The organism is Calothrix sp. NIES-2100, assembly GCF_963875285.1.
Lineage (GTDB): Bacteria > Cyanobacteriota > Cyanobacteriia > Cyanobacteriales > Nostocaceae > Aulosira.
Map to the genome: position 1 here is coordinate 9,559,476 of NZ_CAWNLA010000001.1, position 20,480 is coordinate 9,579,955.

Here is a 20,480-nt window from a genome sequence, read left to right on the forward strand (position 1 = left end):
ATATTCCGAATTTGCTTGTGTATGTATAGATATAGCCAGTTGGAGACATTTCCTAACTTTTACTAATAAATTAAATAAATGTAATATAACCAGTCATCTGGGAAATTATTGCTTTAATATTTTGTAATCATTAGAGAAAAATACAGCACAAAAAAAGTTGGAAAATTAGCTAAATTTTGCTATGTCACAAAGAGTATATATCATAATCTATTTAATCTAGTAACTAATACGACTGAGGTAAGGGGATGGAACAGTTGATTTCTCGCTTGTGGAAGTTTTCGGTGAGTCTGCTTTTCAAACAAACAGTCCTGATTCTGCTGCTGTTGTTCTCCATTGGCGTGGGTGTAGCGTTGGCAAATATGTCTAACCTCTCGACTAATCTAATGGAAGCCCAAGCAATGACGAATGCTCAATTACAAGCCCAATCAATTATGGATGCTTGGACACTATATAGCAATGCAGCTGCCGATCGCGCCAAAAAAGTCAAAGGGATTAGCATTGTTCACGACTACCTGATCAAAGACGGTGCAATTCCTCCACCTTCAACTTATGCGATTGAATTGGGAAAAAATATCAGTGTCAAACAAAACGGGATGTCAGTCCGTCTATACAGTGATTATCCCTTTCCCTGGCGAAAAGCTGAAGGTGGTCCCAAAGATGATTTTGAGCAAAAGGCTCTCACCTTCTTGAGAGCACATCCTGAAGAGAAAAATTTTGCACGCCTGGAAGAAAAAAACGGTCGCAGCTTCTGGCGATATGGTGAACCAGTGCGTATGGAGGCGACTTGTGTTGCTTGTCATAACACCGATCCGAATAGTCCCAAGAAGAATTGGCAAGTGGGAGACGTGCGCGGAGTTTTATCTGTTACTCAATCTCTAGATAGCTTTACAGATCAGACTAACAAAAGTTTGCAAACGGCATCTATGATGTTGGGTGGTTTATCTGTATTGGGACTCACTGGGTTAACCTTGGTGATTAGTAGGCTGCGTCAAACTGCTAGGGAGTTAGAAGTGCGTGTGACAGAACGCACTGCTGATTTAGCTCAAGCCAACACAGATTTAGAAAAAAGGAACTCGCTGATTCGTCAGGTGTTTGGACGTTATCTCAGTGATGACATAGTCACAAATTTGTTAGATAGTCCTGAAGGATTGAAATTAGGCGGTGAGAGGCGGAAAATCACGATTCTGACTTCCGATTTAAGAGGATTCACAGCCATATCAGAGCGATCGCAACCAGAAGAAGTAATTACTATCCTCAACATTTATCTAGAATACATGGCCGATGTCATTACCCAGTACCACGGAACTATTAACGAATTCATGGGTGATGGCATTTTAGTTCTATTTGGTGCGCCTATGCCAAAAGAAGACGATGCTGTTCAAGCGGTAGCTTGTGCTTGTGCGATGCAATTAGCAATGGGTGCTGTAAATCAAAAATTGAAAAATTTAGGCTTTCCTCAATTAGACATGGGCATTGGGATCAATACTGGACTGGTAATTTTGGGAAATATCGGCTCAGAAAAACGCACAAAATACGGGATCGTCGGTAGTGAAGTCAACCTAACTTACCGCATCGAATCTTATACAACAGGTGGTGAAATTCTGATTTCCGAGGAGACATTAAAAGCCGCTGGATCAATTGTCAAAGTAAGTGGACACAAACAGGTACAACCCAAAGGTGTAAAACAGCCAATTACTATCTACGAAGTATACGGCATCAGCGGAGATTACAATCTTTTCATACCTAGAGAAGAAGAAGAATTTTTCCCAGTTTCGGGAATTATTCCTGTACAATACGCAATTTTAGAAGACAAGCATATTAGCACAACTATATATCAGGGAAGTATCGTTGAACTCTCAGCTAAGGGTGCTAAGATTCGCATCGAAAATGCAGTCATAGGTTCTTTACCGCCAGCACAGACAAATATCAAGCTCAAATTATTAGTACCAAACATCCCACCCGAACTTCAAGAAGATATCTATGCCAAGGTGTTCGACAAACAAGCAGAAAATGGCAATTTTTATCTACATTTCACTGCTAAACCTCCAGCTATACAAGCTAGATTAGATGCTTTGTATGAATCTATCAAAGGTTAGTGTTGTAGTTTTGGCATGAAGACTGTCATTTGTCATTTGTCAATAAATTCTTTAATTCGTTGTAAAACTTGCGCGAATAAATCAGGATCATCGGCATCAAACCACTCAATTTGTGGATATGCTCGAAACCAAGTGCGTTGTCGCTTGGCAAATTGTCGCGTATGTAAAACTATTAATTCTTGAGCTGCATCTAAAGAAATTTTTCCCGACAAATATTGCTTGATTTCTTGGTAGCCTAAAGTATTCAACAAAGGTAAATCAGCACCGTATTTCTGACAAAGTTCATCGACCTCAGTAACTAATCCATCGGCGATCATCTGCTTAGTACGTTGGTGAATCCGTAGACGCAACCTTTGGGGATCGCAATCTAAACCAATTTGCAAAATCGGATAATCTGGGGGGTTTTCCCCTTGTTGTGCTGAGATAGGTATTCCCGTAACGTAATACACTTCTAATGCTCTTAAAGTCCGAACTGAGTCATGGGGATGAATTTTTTGTGCAGCAGTAGGATCAACTTGTTGCAACATAGCGTAAAGTTGATTTTGATCAATTTCTGCGAGTTGCGATCGCAATTCTAATTGCGGTGCTACCCTGGGAATTTTCATACCTTGGACAATAGAACGTATGTATAAACCTGTACCCCCAACCAGCAATAAAGGAGAATCAGAAACAGAAGCACAGTAAGCTTGCGCTTGTTCTTGGTAATCTGCTACCGTCATCGTGTTTGTCGGAGCATAGATATCTATTAAATAGTGCGGCACTAATTTTTGTTCCGCTACTGTAGTCTTTGCTGTGCCAATATTAAAATCCCGGTAAACTTGGCGAGAATCTGCACTGAGGATCACAGTACCCAAGCGCCTAGCTAAAGCCAAAGCCAAACCTGATTTACCCGTCGCCGTTGCTCCACAAATTACAACTAATTTAGTCATTTGTCAGTTGTCAGTTGTCAATAGTCAATAGTCATTTATTATTTCTCTTTGTTCCCCCTGCTCCCCTGCTCCCATATCTAGGGATGCAGTCCCTGTATAAACTTCTCACAAAATTGCCCTACAGACGCTAGCAAGGCTTTTGTGTTAAAATTTTGGAGTGATTTGACTTTTTCAGCATTTAAGCGATTTTAACCCCACACATCAGGAGAATTTTCATGACGAGCAGTTACAGTGCCGATCAGATTCAAGTTCTGGAAGGTCTGGAAGCCGTCCGCAAACGACCAGGTATGTACATCGGTTCCACTGGTCCGAAGGGACTCCATCATTTAGTTTACGAGGTGGTGGATAATTCTGTTGATGAAGCTTTAGCCGGTTACTGTACCCATGTGGAGGTGGATCTTAACGCCGATGGTTCTGTGACTGTAACAGATGATGGCCGGGGTATTCCTACAGATATTCACCCCAAAACCGGAAAATCAGCTTTGGAAACGGTTTTGACCATATTGCACGCCGGAGGCAAGTTTGGTGGCGGTGGCTACAAAGTTTCAGGAGGATTACACGGAGTAGGAATTTCTGTTGTTAACGCCTTATCTGAATTTGTAGAAGTGACAGTTTGGCGAGATAAAAAGGTTCATCTCCAGCGTTATGAAAGGGGTATCCCAGTTACTGAACTACAAGCGAAGCCTTACAAAGAAGCTAGAACCGGAACTTCGGTCACCTTTCAACCTGATTCGCAAATTTTTACCACTGGTACTGAGTTTGATTATATTACTTTATCGGGTCGCCTGCGGGAATTGGCTTATCTGAATGCAGGGGTCAAAATTACATTTACTGATAACCGACTAGAACTGCTCAAAAGCGATACACCCAAGGTAGAAACATACGAGTACAGGGGTGGGATCAAAGAGTATATTGCCTACATGAACCGCGAGAAGCAGCCCCTACATGAAGAAATTATTTATGTGCAGGGAGAACGCAGTCATGTCCAAGTTGAAGTGGCGTTGCAGTGGTGTACTGATGCTTATACAGATAATGTCCTAGGATTTGCCAATAATATTCGTACAGTTGATGGTGGTACACACCTGGAAGGTTTGAAGGCAGTTCTGACTCGGACATTAAATGCGATCGCCCGCAAACGTAACAAAATTAAAGAAAATGAACCTAACCTCAGTGGTGAACACGTCCGCGAAGGCTTGACAGCAATTATTTCTGTAAAAGTCCCCGATCCGGAGTTTGAAGGACAAACTAAAACCAAACTTGGTAACACTGAAGTACGGGGAATCGTTGATTCATTGGTTGGTGAAGTTCTCACCGAATACCTAGAATTTCACCCAGGTGTTGCTGATTCAGTTTTAGATAAAGCCATCCAAGCTTTCAAAGCGGCTGAAGCAGCGCGTCATGCACGGGAATTAGTACGCCGCAAGTCGGTACTGGAATCATCACCATTACCTGGAAAGTTGGCTGATTGTAGTACTCGCGATCCCAGCGAATCGGAAATCTATATTGTCGAAGGCGATTCAGCAGGTGGAAGTGCCAAACAAGGACGCGATCGCCGTACCCAAGCCATCCTCCCCCTACGCGGTAAAATCCTCAATATTGAGAAAACTGACGATTCCAAAATTTATAAAAACAATGAAATCCAAGCCTTAATTACAGCACTAGGTTTGGGTGTCAAAGGCGAGGAATTCGACTCTACCCAACTGCGCTATCATCGCATAGTCATTATGACTGACGCTGATGTGGATGGGGCGCATATCCGTACTCTCTTGTTAACATTTTTCTATCGGTATCAACGGGCGTTAATTGAACAGGGTTTCATTTATATTGCTTGTCCGCCACTCTATAAATTAGAACGGGGACGCAATCATGAGTATTGCTATAGCGATCGCGAATTACAACAAAAAATTGCCGCATTTCCTAGCAATGCCAACTATACTATCCAACGATTCAAAGGTTTGGGTGAAATGATGCCAGAACAACTCTGGACAACGACAATGAACCCAGAAACCCGGAAAATGAAGCAAGTGGAAATTGAGGATGCTGCCGAAGCCGATCGCATTTTCACAATTTTAATGGGCGATCGCGTCGCACCCCGGCGAGAATTTATCGAAACCTATGGATCTAAACTGAATTTAACGGATTTAGACATTTAAAGTCTGCTGATAGTTAACTTTCTACTAGGTTTATTACAATAAATTGCAGGGCGCGGTTACCGCGCCCTATTTTTTGGCTCTAGCTGTTCATCTCTAAAACACTATGCGCTAAGCTGATGTGCAGCTAAATTATATAAATCAAAAACGCAAAATAATTGTAGTGCGGGCATCTTGCCCGCGTCTTATATACAAATTAGATGACAAATTAGATGCTTCGCAGCTTATTCGTGAGAAAATTACCGTCTCGGCGCTGGGCGTTAAGGTTTTAGACATTTCCTATACTATTAATCTGTCACAGATCCTTTACAAGTTTAAAATTCTTCACTTTCCCTTCTCAGCTTCAGCTAGCGCCATAGCACTCACTACATACCCCACAAAATTAGTTTGGCAAGTTAGACAATGAGAATTGGTTGATACAATAAATAAACATTAATTACAAAGCTGATAAAATTCATTGAAATTCTGCAATACATATAAATTATTTTTTGTCAAGTCATGGTTGTTAGTTTCCGGGATTGAGCATTGGCAAATTTCCTAGCTTCATCTCTATTTCACAACAACTTTAAAACAACACTTAATGGATACATGTAAATTTTTTACCCTACTTAGAAAGGTATTTGTTATCCTGAAAGAGCAATGCTTAATCTCATATACTATGATGCATTTGCTATGTAACTTAAAGGTTAATCATTAAACCTCAGGCTGATAAACTACTAGCACAAGGGGTATTAAACTTTACATTTATTTTACTTAAAGTACATCTTTTAGTAGGTGTCCAACCCACGTTCTAAATTCTTAAGCTTCAAAGGGCAAATAATGGAGCGTCTATGATGTCAAATCTTTGATGAATTGATTAAAATATCGTTGTATACAATAGGAAAAGTTTGTCAAGATTCATAGGGCTGAAATTGCAGTAGTGCGCTAACGTGTGAATAAGGGCAAATAGTTGAATCTAAATTGATCTGCTATCAGGCTGATTCCACCATTACCTCAACTCCTTAGTTTAGGTAAATAGTACACACAATGCAGAGTCCCCCAAGAGTAGCATCATCATATGTGCTGTATCTACCTAGCGCTTGATTTCGCTGCTTCTTCACGAACTTCCTTCATTTATGAAGGAAATGTAAAAATACCTGCGCTATTGCTTCTGGGTTGAGTTAATATAAAATGCGCTGTTCTTAAGTAATTAATGTTGTTCATTGTACTTAGAATCGTGCATCCAGAGGTGTACTTACTTTTGAAAGTAATGACAATGCCACTGCAATTCCAAAAAGTTTCAGAAAAGATTTAAGGGTATGACTACCATTTTGAAGTTCTTTTTGATAATAGTGGCTTTACCTCTCTTAAGGACTACAAGATTAACACACAAAAAGAGTGCAATTTCTGTGAAACAGGCTACAATCGGAACAGTATTTACGGAAGAAATCTACCAACAGTTATACTTATTTAACTGTAGAGGTAAATTTTTTTCTCAAGACATGTCTTTTTTGAGACAAGTCAGTTAAAGGTAGTATGCGATAAAAATACGCATAGCCTTTACTATGGTGAGTAAGTCAGCTACAACGGTGATTTCCACACTTAGTAAAAAACTCCTCCAAAGGAGAGATAAAATTTCCGAAAATATCCCAGGCAACCCAGCCCAAAAACATATTTTCGGTAGTAAACTAGCTCATTAAATAAGAGCAGTAAGTAAACACATCTTGAGTAATTGATTCTGCAAGGAGCATGAGGAACGCGGCATGAACCAGGCTAACAACGTACTCGAAAGCATTTATCAGCCTGACCTAGAAATGATAAATCAGCCTGATCTCGAGTTAGATCCATTGTTAATCGACGACGAAGTCGATGAGGACTTATTGCTCAGCGATGAAGGCGAAATTGATGAATTTTTAGAGCCTCAGTCTGATGAGGACGACGCAAAGTCTGGAAAAGCCGCTAAGTCGCGTCGTCGGGCACAAAGCAAGAAAAAGCATTATACCGAAGATTCGATTCGTCTTTACTTGCAAGAAATCGGCCGAATTCGTCTGTTGCGGGCAGACGAAGAAATTGAATTGGCGCGAAAAATCGCTGAATTGCTGGAATTAGAGAGGATCAGGGAAAGGCTTTCCGAACAGTTGGAACGCGATCCCAAGGATAGCGAATGGGCAGAAGCTGTGCAATTACCATTGTCAGCGTTTCGCTACAAACTACATATCGGTCGCAGGGCGAAAGATAAAATGGTGCAATCCAACCTGCGCCTTGTAGTTTCAATTGCCAAGAAATATATGAATCGTGGTCTGTCCTTCCAAGATTTAATTCAGGAAGGTAGTCTTGGCTTGATTCGTGCTGCGGAAAAGTTTGACCATGAAAAAGGTTATAAGTTTTCTACCTACGCTACATGGTGGATTCGTCAAGCAATTACCAGAGCAATAGCCGATCAATCCCGCACGATTCGTCTTCCTGTTCACCTCTACGAAACTATCTCTCGGATTAAGAAAACCACTAAGCTGCTTTCTCAAGAAATGGGACGTAAACCCACTGAAGAGGAAATTGCTACCCGCATGGAAATGACGATTGAGAAGCTGCGGTTTATTGCTAAATCGGCTCAATTGCCCATTTCTCTAGAAACACCCATCGGGAAAGAAGAAGATTCTCGATTAGGTGATTTTATTGAATCCGATGGCGAGACTCCAGAAGACCAAGTTTCCAAAAATCTGCTGCGCGAAGATTTGGAAAAAGTCCTCGACAGTCTTAGCCCCCGCGAAAGAGATGTTCTTAGATTGCGCTACGGTTTGGATGATGGTCGGATGAAGACTTTAGAAGAAATTGGGCAGATTTTTAACGTCACTCGCGAACGCATTCGCCAAATTGAAGCGAAAGCACTCCGCAAGTTACGCCACCCAAATCGTAACAGTGTTCTTAAGGAATATATCCGTTAATCATTAGTCACTGGTTATTAGTCATTTGTATTTGACTCCTGACAATAACCAAATACAAATCATCAACAATAAAGAACCTGGGGATATTTTCATCTCCAGGTTTTTCATTTGTAGTTAATTTTGTATTTTAATGCTTAAACAACAGCCTGATAGCAAAAGCTTTGAATCATTGCCAAGTATTACAGGTGCAAATGCAAAATTGGGATTACAGAATACCCCAAAAATGTAGGAAGCCTTGGCCAGAAAACAGCTCAATTAAAGCCGCTGCTAAAAAGCCGATCATTGCTAAGCGACCGTTCCAAATTTCTGCTTGGGGAGTAAAACCCCAGCGCCAAGCATTGCGATCTTCTACTACAGGAGCGGTAAGGGTTTTTGTGGCATTAGTCATGGTGGAAACTCCAAAGGGTGATTACTAAGGTTTATTGACTTATGTAAACTAATATAACAACTATTTTCATAATTGCCAGAATCAATTTGTATTTTTGTTGCTAAAACTTGACTTAAAAAACAGTGCCTGATACTCAGGGGCGGAAATATCTATCTCTAGAGGTAGGGAAGCAGTTGAATTGCTGGAAAAAATACTGGGTAATTATACTCAATAAAATCAACAATTTATGCTCCAATCTTAAGCTAGAGGCTGAATTGGCATTACTTAGTGTTGAGCAATGCAATAATTTATTGAAATTCTTTTGCAAATATTTTACCTAATCTTAGGAGAGTTGCTCAATTGGCAAAAATCTTGCCAACAGAGAAATCTGTTGTAGAAACTTTAGATATCAAGTCTTTACAAAGTCTGTGAGGTATTTTTCGGAAAAATTAGATGAATTTTCTTCTCAGAAATATCAATATTTATTTACAAATTCGCTTGGGGAATGCTAACGGGGAATGCGATCGCCACGGGGTATCCCCGCCATACGGGGGAAAATAATTTTATGGCGGAAAAATTCAGCTAACGCACTTCGACGACGGTGATGATTTTTTCATCACGGTGGAGTTGGAGGATGCTTTCTCCTTTGCTATCTCTATTCAATAGGGGTACGCTTTCTACTGGTAGGCGCATTACCCGTTCTTTATTTGTCACTAACGCTACTTCAGCAGAGGCGATCGCTGCTACCATTCCGGCTAAATTGTCAGTTTTGTTCGTGAATTTTAGGTATTGCGTGCCTAAATCTCCTCTATTGGCAGATCGTAACTGATTTACAGGAAAACGCTTGGCATATCCTTCTTCGGTAACTAGCAACAAATCTTCTTGTTCATTCACCGTTACACAGCCTACCATTTGCTGATGTTTGAGCATTCGTAAGGCTTGGAGTCCCATAGCAGCACGACCCATAACGGGTAGTTGTTCGTCATTCACGGGAAATTTTAATAAACGTCCATTGGAACTGGCGACAATCAGATGTTTTCCTGTAGTAGTGAATTGGCTTAATAATAATTCATCATCGTCTTTGAGCTTGACAATTGTCACTCCCCGACGTGTGAGGTTAGTCAATTCTTCCAAAGACAGGCGCTTAATTCGTCCTTGTTTTGTCAACAGAATCATCTGAGTAGTTTCAGCATTTTCTGGTATGACAAAGCGATTAACAACAGCTTCTTGAGTACCTTGAGCTGTATTACTCAGCATGGTGATCAGTGGTCTTCCCTTGGGAGAACGCCCCGTAATCAGGGGGATATCTCCTACCGTCACCGGGTAGACTTTACCTCCACTGGTAAGTACCAACAGATCTTTTGCTGTGTCAGTTAACTGAGTTTGGATGATAAAGTCGTTATCATTAAGACCATTTTCAGCTTTGGGTTTTTTACCGTTGGGCTGAATCCGGCGCACATATCCCCGTTGGGTAAATTCTAAAATCGTTTCTTCTGCGGGTAGGGAGGATTGAGGATTTTCCTCATCTTCTTCTGTTGGTTGGCGAACTTTCCCCTTCTCTTCGGGTTTTTTCACCTCCGCACTCAAAGGTAGTAGTTTAGTCCGACGCGGATCGCTGTATTTGCGCTTGAGCGATCGCAAATCTTTTTTCAGTGCTTTGAGTAATTCTTTGCGATCGCTCAATAATATCCGTAATAAATTAATTTGTGCTGTCAGTTGCTCAAACTCCTGCTGCAAATTCTGGTGTTCTAAGCTGGTTAAGCGGCGCAATGGCATAGCTAAAATAGCATCTGCTTGTACTTCCGTGAAATTTAGTCGGCTACAAAGACTAATTTTGGCGGTGCTACCATCAGCCGCTTGGCGCAAAATTTCAATTACTGTATCGACGTTAGACAAAGCTAATAGTAACCCTTCTACCAAATGCAGGCGACTTTCGGCTTTACCTAACTCGTAACTGTAGCGCCGTGAAAGGGTTTGCTCCCGGAAACTTAAAAATTCCTGCAACAGCTGGCGTAAGCTTAACTGGCGGGGTTGTCCATCTACCAACGCTAAGAGAATGGCCCCAAAGTTGGTTTGTAAAGCGGTTTGATGATACAAATGTTGGAGTATTTCTTGGGGATTGATATCGCGTTTGAGTTCAATGACTACGCGCATTCCTTCGCGATTACTCTCGTCACGAATATCAGAAATTCCTAACAAACGCCCTTGATTTACTAATTCTGCGACTTTCTCAATCCAGGCTGCTTTATTTACTTGATATGGCAGTTCTGTAATAATAATTGCCGTCCGTCGCTTACTACCTCTAACAGGTGGTATCTCTTCTAGGGTTGCGACTCCGCGTAAAACAATACTACCCTTACCTGTGGTGTATGCTTCCCGAATTCCGGTTGACCCCATAATTTCTCCACCGGTGGGAAAATCAGGCCCAGGAATTAGGTCGAATAATTTTTCATCTGATAAATCTGGCTGGTCAATTAAGGAGATTAGACCATCAACAATTTCCCCTAAATTATGGGGCGGAATATTTGTCGCCATTCCCACAGCAATACCAGAACAGCCATTAAGTAATAAAAATGGTAACTGTGCTGGTAATACTGTTGGTTCTTGCTGGGAATTATCGAAGTTACCGATAAATTCTACCGTTTCCTCGCCAATTTCTGTCAGCATTCCTTCATGACCAATGGCGGCGAGGCGCGTTTCTGTGTAACGCATCGCGGCTGGTGGGTCATTGTCAACGCTACCAAAGTTACCATGTCCTGCTAGTAAGGGATAGCGGCTGGAAAAGTCTTGTACTAACCTAACTAAGGCATCGTAAACCGCTTGATCGCCGTGGGGGTGGTACTTACCTAGGACATCGCCCACGACACGGGCACATTTGCGATAGGGTCTATCCGGTGTCAATCCCAGTTCGTGCATCGCATACAAAATCCGCCGATGCACTGGCTTTAAGCCATCACGCACATCTGGTAACGCTCGCCCTACAATTACGCTCATGGCATATTCTAGGTAAGACCGTTGCATCTCAGTGTGCAGGGCTGTGGTGATTACCTGTCCCGTTGAGAGAAGGTTTAACTGTTTTGCCATGAGCTTGTTCCCTGAAATTTAACTACACAAAAGTCGCTGTAAATTAACGCTGCAACAACCACAGCATAACGGATGAAAAGCAATTTCTAACCAAATCTTGATAGTCATAGGATAAAAAGCAGTAGTATTATCCTTGATGACGGGGAGACACATTGAAGACTAAAAAGGAGTTCATCCCCCCAATTCTCATAAGTTAAATTCTCATGAAAACTGTTTTGATTGTAGAAGACGATTTAATCAATGCTCGCGTTTTTTCCAAGATTTTGACCAAGCGCGGTGGCTTAGATGTTAAACATACAGAAAATGTGGAAGAAGTAATCGAAATCGCCCAAGCTGGCGATGCAGACCTGATATTAATGGACGTTTCTCTCTCCCGAAGTGTTTACCAAGGTAAATCTGTGGATGGCATCAAAATTACACAAATGTTAAAAGCTGACCCAAAAACAGCCAATTTACCTGTAATTCTGGTTACCGCTCACGCTATGGAAGGCGATCGCGAGAACTTCTTGAAGCAAAGCGGCGCTGACGGCTACATCTCTAAGCCTGTAGTTGACCATCAACTTTTTGTTGACCAAATCCTGGCACTTCTACCCACAGACAAAAGCTGAGAATTGGTGACTGCTGTCAGCAATGCTCCGAAGTTACCTGAGTATATATGTACTATGAAAGGGGATGGTTCGGCAAGTGGTAATGAGTATTGGGTAAAAGCGGTTCCAATTACCAATTGCCAATCACTATTCTCCTATTGAGCAGGCGGTTGGCTTGGGTTTAATGGACTTTCCTTTTGCTGTAGAGCTGCTTGAATTCTGGGTAATTCCAGGAATTTTTTGGTGTCAGAGAGTAGACGCTCACCCCAAAGATTTTGCTTGAGGAAATCTAAATCAGCATAGCGCTGATCGATGCGGATTGCCGCTTCTCCCATTGCTAAACCTTGTTGGCGATCGCCTTTAGTATATAAGGCCACTGCCAAGGCTAATAAAGGTTCTGCGGCTTGTTTATCCAAGGATACGGCAGTTTGCCATTGCTTAATTGCACTTGGGATATCACCCTGTTCATATTGAATTAAGCCAGTGTTGTTAATCGCCGGCCAAAATTTCTGATCGTGGGACACAGCTTTTTGATATTGAGCGATCGCGTCTGGTAAGCGACCAGTCATATAGTAAGCATTCCCTAAATCAAATAAACCTTCTGGATCGTTGGGTTTTAACTTCAAGCCAGCTTGGTAACTAGCAATCGCTGCTGGATATTTCTGCTGCTGAAAGTTAGCTGAACCAATCGCAAAAAACACATCAGGATTTTTTGGATTGAGAGATTGTGCTTTTTTCAAAGCCGCGATCGCTTCATCAAACTTTTTCGTTTGTAGATGCAAACCACCTAAGAGAAACCAAACTTTATCATTTTGCGGAGCTAGTTGACTAGCCAGCTTAGCTCGTGGTAAAGCTAACTCAAACTGTTGAAACTGACCTAGTTGAGCCGCTTCTTGTGCCAAGCTCAAACCTTGTTTTTCCAATTTCCCTGTATCAAGTTGCAGTGTATGCGGTACTAGGGCCTGTGCTTGCGCAGCTTTTGGCATACTCCACAAACTACAGACAACTAGAAAAGAAATTAGTTTAACATTTTTAAGCACACTACCCCCTCTTACCACAAATCAACGAATCTTTCAGCTAGCTTAAACGATCTCCGCTCTAGACGAAAGGCAAATTTGTCAATAGTCAATAGTCATTTGTCATTGGTCATTTGTCAGTTGTCATTCTCCCTGTCCCTGCGTCTGGTTGTCTCCCTTATCTCCCTCATCTCCAGAAGGGTCAACGAGTTCACCTTTCCCACAAACTCCGAATTGTGGATGAAGTTTTTCATCCTTCATCCTTGAGTTGACATTCCTCTGAAAAACTTTTAAATTAATAAGTATACACTCACTTATTTATGGCGCGTCTTCCCAAAATAACCAATCAGCAAATCTTAGAGGCGGCAACAGAAGTCTTTTTAGAGAAAGGCTTCGGCGGTTCAACTCAAGAAATAGCGCGAAAAGCTGGTATTTCTGAAGCATCGATTTTCAAACGCTTCTCCACCAAAGAAGAATTGTTTTTTGCGGCGATGGGAATTCCAGAAACACCCCCTTGGGTGAATCAGCTGGAATCACTCTCTGGTAAAGGCGAACTCAAAGCCAACCTGAATCAGGTTTGTGTTGGAATTCTCGAATTTTACCGTGATGTTATGCCGCGAATGATGATGCTGCGTGCTAAAGGAAATGCACTTCCAGAAATGGGATTGAAGCTAGAATCAAAGCCAATTCGGGATGTCAAGGTATTAACTAGTTTTTTGGAGTTTGAGATTAAACAGGGTCGGCTTCGCCCTTGCCAACCGCAGGCGATCGCGCATATTTTATTAGGGTCTTTAATGAACCATGTATTGTTAGAGCAGATATCATCGCCAGAATCTCTACCCACAGATGAATTAGTATTTGTTGACAATCTTGTGGACATTCTCTGGCAAGGAATTTCTCCCAGATAGCTACAACCGAGCAACTTCTATCAATCTTTTTTTGACTTATTAATAAGTGATTGCTTACTTTTTGGGTTCTAATTGCATGTTGTTACTGAGTCATTTTCTACGAGTAAGTAGATTTATATCCTGCGGTAGTTGCTTTATATGAGCTAACAAAATTCTCCAATTTTAACCATTAGATGTCCAACTCTCTGAGAAAATAATTTGTTCTGACTTGAGTTAGTTAAAGTTATTTTAGACACTTTATTCGATGAAAGAGCATTAACTCTAAACCGTAGCAATTTGTTATCAGTAACAACCACAAATGTAGGCAAATTAAGTGGCTCTGCTGAACTAGACTCAATCTCTACGAACACTTGCAAGCAACAAAAGCAACTTGGAAAGTTACATAATTCAATCAAGATATAGATAGCTACAAAGTATATTAGTAATAAGAGGATTTTTCAGTATATCACTATGAAAACAGTTTTCTAACCTGATGCTTAATTTGGCTAATCAGCCTCACATGATAGATAGTTGCAATTATTGATCACAAAGTATAAAAATTAGTCATGTGTGAAATGTTTACTAGGCACAGCGCTGATAATTTTTTTGCTGGCTTAATTTCGCGTGTAGCTGCATCACTGAAATGCACTTTATTTCTGAAAAACTGGTGACTTTGGTCATGTGCCAGTTGGGAATTACTAGTGACTTTGGTCATGCACCAATTTGGCAGATTATGAACGATAATTACTAGCATGAATTTATACAAAAATATTGTGGTCAAGTCATGTTTACCGTTAAAAAAAAAGAGTAGCTATGACAATTGATGCCTCAAACCCTGTAGATTCATCAGTTTTGATTCCCGAAGTCAAAAGAAGCAAAGGCAGGATTAAATGGCTGCCGTGGCTACTTACCCTTGTGCTTTTAGGTGGAATTGGCTACGTAATTTATTACCAAGTAGCTGTGGCTCCGACTCAGCAAGCGAGACGGCGAGTGCTGACACAGCCTGTAGAAAGGCAGAACTTAGCGATCGCAGTTTCCGCGAATGGTACGGTAAAACCAGAGCGCTCAATTAACCTCAGCCCGAAAAATTCCGGCATTCTCAAAACACTTTTGGCTAAGGAAGGAGATATCGTCAAACAAGGGCAGATTGTCGCTTACATGGATGATTCCAACCTGCGAGGACAACTCACCTCTGCTCAAGGACAATTGGCACAAGCTGAAGCGAATCTGCAAAAAGCCCAAGCAGGTAATCGTCCTCAAGATATTGCTCAAGCACAGGGAGCATTGGACGAAGCCCAGGCGAATTTGCAAAAAGTACAAGCAGGGAATCGTCCTCAGGATATTGCCCAAGCACAAGCACGCTTACAAAGCGCCCAAGCTGCCCTGAGTAAAGCAGAAGATGATTACCGTCGCAATCTGCAACTTTACAATTCTGGTGGGATTTCCCTTCAGACAGTCAACCAAAAACGTGCAGATCGTGACAGCGCCCAAGCTGCGGTGAATGAAGCCCAGCAAGCATTAAATTTACAAAAAGCCGGATCGCGGACAGAAGACATCGAGCAAGCAAAAGCTACAGTTAGCCAAAGACAGCAAGCTTTAGCACTTGTAAAAGCAGGAACGCGCCAAGAAGACATAGACGCAGCACGCGCCCAAGTAACATCTGCCCGTGGTTCCCTGCAAAACGTCCAAGCCCAAATTAATGACACCATCATTCGCGCACCCTTTGAAGGTGTAGTGACCAAAAAATACGCCGATCCTGGGGCTTTTGTCACTCCGACAACGGCGAGTAGTGACGTATCATCTGCTACTTCTTCTTCAATTTTGGCTCTAGCTTCTACCAATGAAGTTGTCGCCAATTTAGCGGAAACTAATATTTCTAAAATCCGCATTGGTCAGAAAGTTACAGTCAGGGCAGATGCTTATCCCGGAAAAATATTTGAAGGTAGAGTCAGGCAAATTGCCGCCCAATCTGTAGTCAGCCAAAACGTTACTAGTTTTGAAGTCAGAGTATCACTTGCCGATCCGCAAAGGTTACTGCGGTCGGGGATGAACGTCACCACAGATTTCCAAGTAGGTCAATTGGAGAATGTACTGGTAGTACCAACAGCAGCAGTAGTGCGCCGAGAAAATGCCACAGGTGTATTTGTGGCAGGACAAGATAACAAACCAGTATTTACCCCGATTGAAACTGGCGTTACTGTCAATAAATTTACCGAAGTTAAATCTGGATTGACAGGAAAAGAAAAAGTATTGCTCAGTTTCCCACCAGGGTCAAGACCCCAATCAACACCAAGAGGCGGAGTCTTCCCTGGTGTAGGTGGTGGCGGCGGTGGCGGCGGACGTTCTCAAGGCGGTGGTGGTGGCGGTGGTGGACGTTCTCAAGGTGGTGGTTCACTTTAAAGAGTCAATGGTCAATGGTCATTTGTCCCCTCTAGCCCCTAGCCCCTAGCCCCTAGCCCCTATGTTTAAGATATTCCCCGGTTTTTACAAAACAAAAAATACCCGTACAGTGCCGTTGCTAGAAATCTTGTCAATGGCAACAGAGACTTTATGGAGTAACAAATTACGCACAGGACTAACGATGCTGGGCGTAATTATTGGTATTTCTTCAGTTATTGCGATTACTTCCGTTGGTCAAGGGGTACAAAAAGGAGTTGAGCAACAAATACAAGCATTGGGAACAGATGTAATTCAAATCTTAGCTGGTGCAGCTAGAAGTGGAAATATCAGTCAAGGGATAGGTTCGAGCAGCACTTTAACCTGGGAAGATGCTAAGGCGATCGCGCAACAAGCGCCATCGGCGCAGATGGTTTCTGCCTATCTACAGCGGAGCGCTCAAGTTGTTTATGCGGGACAAAACACATCAACAACAATTTATGGAACTGATTTGGACTACCCAGAAGTGAGAAATACTCATCCCCAACAGGGAAGATATTTTACCCAAGAAGAACTCGATACTGCTGCACAGGTTGCTGTGCTTGGGCCTACAGTCCAGAAAACTCTCTTTAGCCAGGGAGCCAATCCTATAGATGAAACCATCCGCATTCGGGGAGAGGCTTATAAAGTCATTGGTGTCATGGAACCGAAAGGTTCTCAGGGGCCAATGGATCGAGATGACCAAATTTTCATCCCCCTAACTAGTATGTCCGCCAGACTAGTTGGTAACAATGCCCTAGCAGGAATTTCTGTGAGTGGCATTTTAGTCAAAGGAGCCGATCAAGAACAGTTAGAAGCGGCGCAGTTTCAGGTTACTAATCTCTTACGCCTGCGTCACAATATCTATCCACCGCAAGCTGATGATTTTCGCTTAACTAACCAAGCTGATATTGTCAGCACCTTTACCAACGTTGTTGGTTTATTTACAGTAATGGTAGTAGCGATCGCCGGAATTTCCCTCGTAGTTGGCGGTATTGGGATTGCCAATATTATGCTAGTTTCCGTAGTCGAACGCACCAGAGAAATTGGCATTCGCAAAGCCGTAGGAGCCACCAATTCAGCCATATTAAATCAATTTTTAGCCGAAGCGATCGTCATTTCCATTGCCGGTGGAACCATTGGGATGGTAAGTGGCGTGGCGATCGCTTTTGGCGCTTCAACTATTTTTAAATTTCCATTTGTAATTTCTTTGATATCAATAATTGTTGGTTTTGGACTTTCTTTAAGCGTTGGCTTAATCGCCGGTGTAATTCCCGCCAGAAATGCCGCTAAATTAGATCCGATTACCGCTTTACGGAGTGATTAAGGGGGACAAGGGGGACAAGGGGGAAAAGGGAGATAAATAAGAAATGCCCAATCGCAAATGACAAATGACAACTGACAACTGACAACTGACAAATGACAACAATGATTTGGATGGAATCTATTACGAAAACTTACCACTTAGGAGAACTTGATGTTCCCATACTTAAGGGAATTCAACTTTCAATAGAGGAAGGAGAATATGTTTCTATTATGGGTGCATCAGGTTCGGGTAAATCCACACTAATGAATATTTTAGGCTGTTTGGATCGTCCAACCGCAGGACATTATATTTTTGAAGGTAGAAATTTAACTACCTTTAATGATGATGAATTAGCCTATATTCGCAATCAAAGAATTGGTTTTGTTTTCCAACAATTTAATCTTTTGGCAAGAGCAACAGCGCTAGATAATGTCATGCTACCAATGGTTTACGCTAATGTACCCAAGCCAAAACGCCAGCAAAGAGCATTAGAAGCATTAGAAAGAGTCGGGCTAAAAGAACGTGTGGCGAACCGTCCTAGTCAGCTTTCTGGAGGACAACAACAAAGAGTAGCGATCGCTCGCGCGTTGGTAAACAGACCTGCATTAGTTTTAGCAGACGAACCCACAGGCGCATTAGACACGGAAACTTCTTACGAGGTCATGAATTTATTAACAGAATTAAATGAACAAGGAATTACAATTGTCATTGTTACCCATGAACCAGATATTGCTGCTCAAACTCAAAGAATTATCCGCGTACAGGATGGTTTAATTGTGGGCTGAAAAAATTCAATCTGCGGTGCAAACAACAATTATGAATTCGTCTCACGCAGAGTCACAGAGGCGCAGAGAAATCGAGTTACAGATGAATTTTTATATTTAGAGCATTTCATTTTTTTAGACAAAAATATTGCATTCTTCTTTGCGGCTCTGCGCGGCAGTTGCTTCAAGTCGGGAAACCCGCCCAACGCACTGCCTTGCCTCTGCGTGAAATAAACCAAATTTACTACCACATCACCCATGAATTTCATCTTATTCCGTGTGCATTCTCCCTGGATTGCAGTGCTAGTTGCTCTTTTAATCACAACTTTCGCCAAAAATGCAGATGCAGAAACTACCGCCCAAATACTGCAATCTCAAAGTATTCCAAATAATAATTCTGCCTCGATTCTCGATAATCTCAACCCCAATCCTAATCCTTTACAATTTCCTACCAAACCAGAGGAAGTAAGAATTCAGAGAAATGTATCTATTACTTTGGATCAGGCTTTGGAACTAGCAAAACGCAACAATCGGGAGTTACAAGCAGCGCAATTGCAGTTAGAACGTAGTCAGGGTGCGCTACGGGAAGCTCAGGCTGCTTTACTTCCTAACGCTAATATTAATGGGAATTTGAATAATAATGGTAATAATTTGTTTACCCGTGGTTCAACTCAATCCAGTACATCTTTTAGCGGTCAAGCACAAATAAATTATGACCTCTATACCTCCGGTAACCGACAAGCTAATATTCGATCTGCTGAGGAACAAGTACGTATAGATGAATTGAATTTTGAAAATCAATCTTTGGTAACTAGTTTAAATGTTGCTACCCAGTACTACAATTTACAAGGAGCAGATGAACTAGTAAGAATTAATCAGTCTGCGGTGACGAATGCCCAAGCTAGTTTACGAGATGCTCAAGCTCGACTGCAAGCGGGAGTAGGTACACAATTCGACGTACTACAAGCTCAAGTGAATTTAGCTAATTCCCAACAAGAACTGACTAATTCAATTTCATCGCAGCGAATTGCCCGCCGTCAATTTGGCACGCTCTTAAGTTTGCCACAGTCGGTTGATATTAGTGCCGCCGATCCAGTAAAATTAGCTGGGTTGTGGCAGCCAACACTTGAACAGACTATTGTACAAGCTTTTCAAAACCGCCCAGAATTGCCCCAATTTTTAGCACAACGCAATCAAGCCGAACAACAGCGACGACAAGCACTTTCACAGTTAGGGCCGCAACTGGGTGTAACTGGTAGCTATAGTTTGCAAGATCGGTTTAACGATGAAATTAGTGTTGCTGATGGCTATTCTGTGGGACTGCAAGCTAGTTTAACTTTATTTGATGGTGGTGCAGCCAGAGCCAGAGCAGCGCAGTCACGAGCTAATATTGCGATCGCAGAAACTCAATTTGCTAACCAGCGTGACCAAATTCGCTTTGATGTGGAACAATACTATTTCCAGTTGCAATCTAATCTCGATAATGTGCAAACTTCTACTTTGGCTTTAACTCAAGCGAGGGAAGCTTTGCAAATAGCTAGGCTGCGGTTTCAAGCCGGCGTTGGTACGCAAACAGAGGTAATTGCTGCGGAAAATGACTTGACAAGGGCTGAAGGTAATCGAGTTACAGCTATTTTGGATTACAATCGCGCTTTGGCTAATTTACAGCGTTCTGTCACTTCTAGAACTGCTCGTTAGTTAGGCACTTCTAAATAAAAATACATCCCAATCATCAATTTACCAAGCCCGTAACTCGTAGGGGCGGGGTGACCCCGCCGAATGAAGTCATGAGTATTTTCAGCCGACCGATGTTAATGTCATAACACAAACAACTGGGTTGCTATACTTGGCACTCCAGGCTTTATCGTGAGATATTCACCTGCGATCGCAAACTTGCCAACAAACAACAGAAGCCGCTATCGTTAACTCAATAGGGGCTTTCCTCAACTCAATAGTGG

13 protein-coding genes are annotated in these 20,480 nt (G+C 42.0%); 9 read left to right on the forward strand and 4 right to left on the reverse strand.

What is annotated here, in order from left to right; all coding sequences use genetic code 11:
• Positions 1-245 precede the first annotated feature (245 nt).
• On the forward strand, positions 246-2,096 hold the full coding sequence (locus AACU32_RS38930; RefSeq protein WP_096607546.1) for an adenylate/guanylate cyclase domain-containing protein: 1,851 nt from the start codon (positions 246-248) through the stop codon (positions 2,094-2,096).
• Positions 2,097-2,128: 32 nt separating this feature from the next.
• On the opposite strand, the gene miaA is transcribed toward AACU32_RS38930, so the two are convergent.
• Positions 2,129-3,025: a tRNA (adenosine(37)-N6)-dimethylallyltransferase MiaA gene (miaA, locus tag AACU32_RS38935; protein WP_096607547.1), complete on the reverse strand. Its 897-nt coding sequence runs from the start codon at positions 3,023-3,025 to the stop codon at positions 2,129-2,131.
• A 215-nt stretch (positions 3,026-3,240) separates the two neighbouring features.
• Between miaA and gyrB the strand changes: the two genes are divergently transcribed.
• A complete protein-coding gene (gene gyrB, locus AACU32_RS38940) occupies positions 3,241-5,178 on the forward strand; it encodes a DNA topoisomerase (ATP-hydrolyzing) subunit B (RefSeq protein ID WP_096607548.1) in 1,938 nt (645 codons plus the stop codon).
• Between the two features lie 1,739 nt (positions 5,179-6,917).
• Positions 6,918-8,096 (forward strand): RNA polymerase sigma factor RpoD, encoded by a 1,179-nt coding sequence (rpoD, locus tag AACU32_RS38945; protein WP_096607549.1) that lies wholly within the window; start codon positions 6,918-6,920, stop codon positions 8,094-8,096.
• 205 nt (positions 8,097-8,301) lie between these two features.
• On the opposite strand, the gene AACU32_RS38950 is transcribed toward rpoD, so the two are convergent.
• Positions 8,302-8,484, reverse strand: coding sequence for a chlorophyll a/b-binding protein (locus tag AACU32_RS38950; RefSeq protein WP_096607550.1), 183 nt, complete (start codon positions 8,482-8,484; stop codon positions 8,302-8,304).
• Between the two features lie 561 nt (positions 8,485-9,045).
• Positions 9,046-11,547 carry a DNA gyrase subunit A gene (gene gyrA / locus AACU32_RS38955; RefSeq protein WP_096607551.1) on the reverse strand — a complete coding sequence of 834 codons (2,502 nt, stop codon included), beginning with the start codon at positions 11,545-11,547 and terminating at the stop codon, positions 9,046-9,048.
• A 203-nt stretch (positions 11,548-11,750) separates the two neighbouring features.
• On the opposite strand from gyrA, the gene AACU32_RS38960 reads away from it, so the two are divergent.
• Positions 11,751-12,155, forward strand: coding sequence for a response regulator (locus AACU32_RS38960; RefSeq protein WP_096607552.1), 405 nt, complete (start codon positions 11,751-11,753; stop codon positions 12,153-12,155).
• A gap of 134 nt (positions 12,156-12,289) precedes the next feature.
• Here AACU32_RS38960 and AACU32_RS38965 read toward each other — a convergent pair whose 3' ends face one another.
• Positions 12,290-13,174, reverse strand: coding sequence for a tetratricopeptide repeat protein (locus AACU32_RS38965; RefSeq protein WP_096608367.1), 885 nt, complete (start codon positions 13,172-13,174; stop codon positions 12,290-12,292).
• A gap of 296 nt (positions 13,175-13,470) precedes the next feature.
• Here AACU32_RS38965 and AACU32_RS38970 point away from each other — a divergent pair, with 296 nt between their 5' ends.
• The 5 genes from AACU32_RS38970 (at position 13,471) to AACU32_RS38990 (ending at position 20,220) form a co-directional block, all read left to right on the forward strand.
• The gene (locus tag AACU32_RS38970) at positions 13,471-14,058 is read left to right on the forward strand and encodes a TetR/AcrR family transcriptional regulator (RefSeq protein ID WP_096607553.1); all 588 of its coding nucleotides are present in this window, start codon (positions 13,471-13,473) and stop codon (positions 14,056-14,058) included.
• A gap of 792 nt (positions 14,059-14,850) precedes the next feature.
• Positions 14,851-16,437: an efflux RND transporter periplasmic adaptor subunit gene (locus tag AACU32_RS38975; protein ID WP_096607554.1), complete on the forward strand. Its 1,587-nt coding sequence runs from the start codon at positions 14,851-14,853 to the stop codon at positions 16,435-16,437.
• A gap of 61 nt (positions 16,438-16,498) precedes the next feature.
• Complete coding sequence (locus tag AACU32_RS38980) at positions 16,499-17,779, forward strand: ABC transporter permease (protein WP_445223210.1); 1,281 nt, start codon at positions 16,499-16,501, stop codon at positions 17,777-17,779.
• A 92-nt stretch (positions 17,780-17,871) separates the two neighbouring features.
• Positions 17,872-18,543, forward strand: a complete 672-nt coding sequence (locus AACU32_RS38985) for an ABC transporter ATP-binding protein (RefSeq protein ID WP_096607555.1) — start codon at positions 17,872-17,874, stop codon at positions 18,541-18,543.
• Positions 18,544-18,780: 237 nt separating this feature from the next.
• Entirely contained in the window at positions 18,781-20,220 is a 1,440-nt protein-coding gene (locus AACU32_RS38990; RefSeq protein ID WP_096607557.1) for a TolC family protein, read from the forward strand.
• Positions 20,221-20,480: the final 260 nt, after the last annotated feature.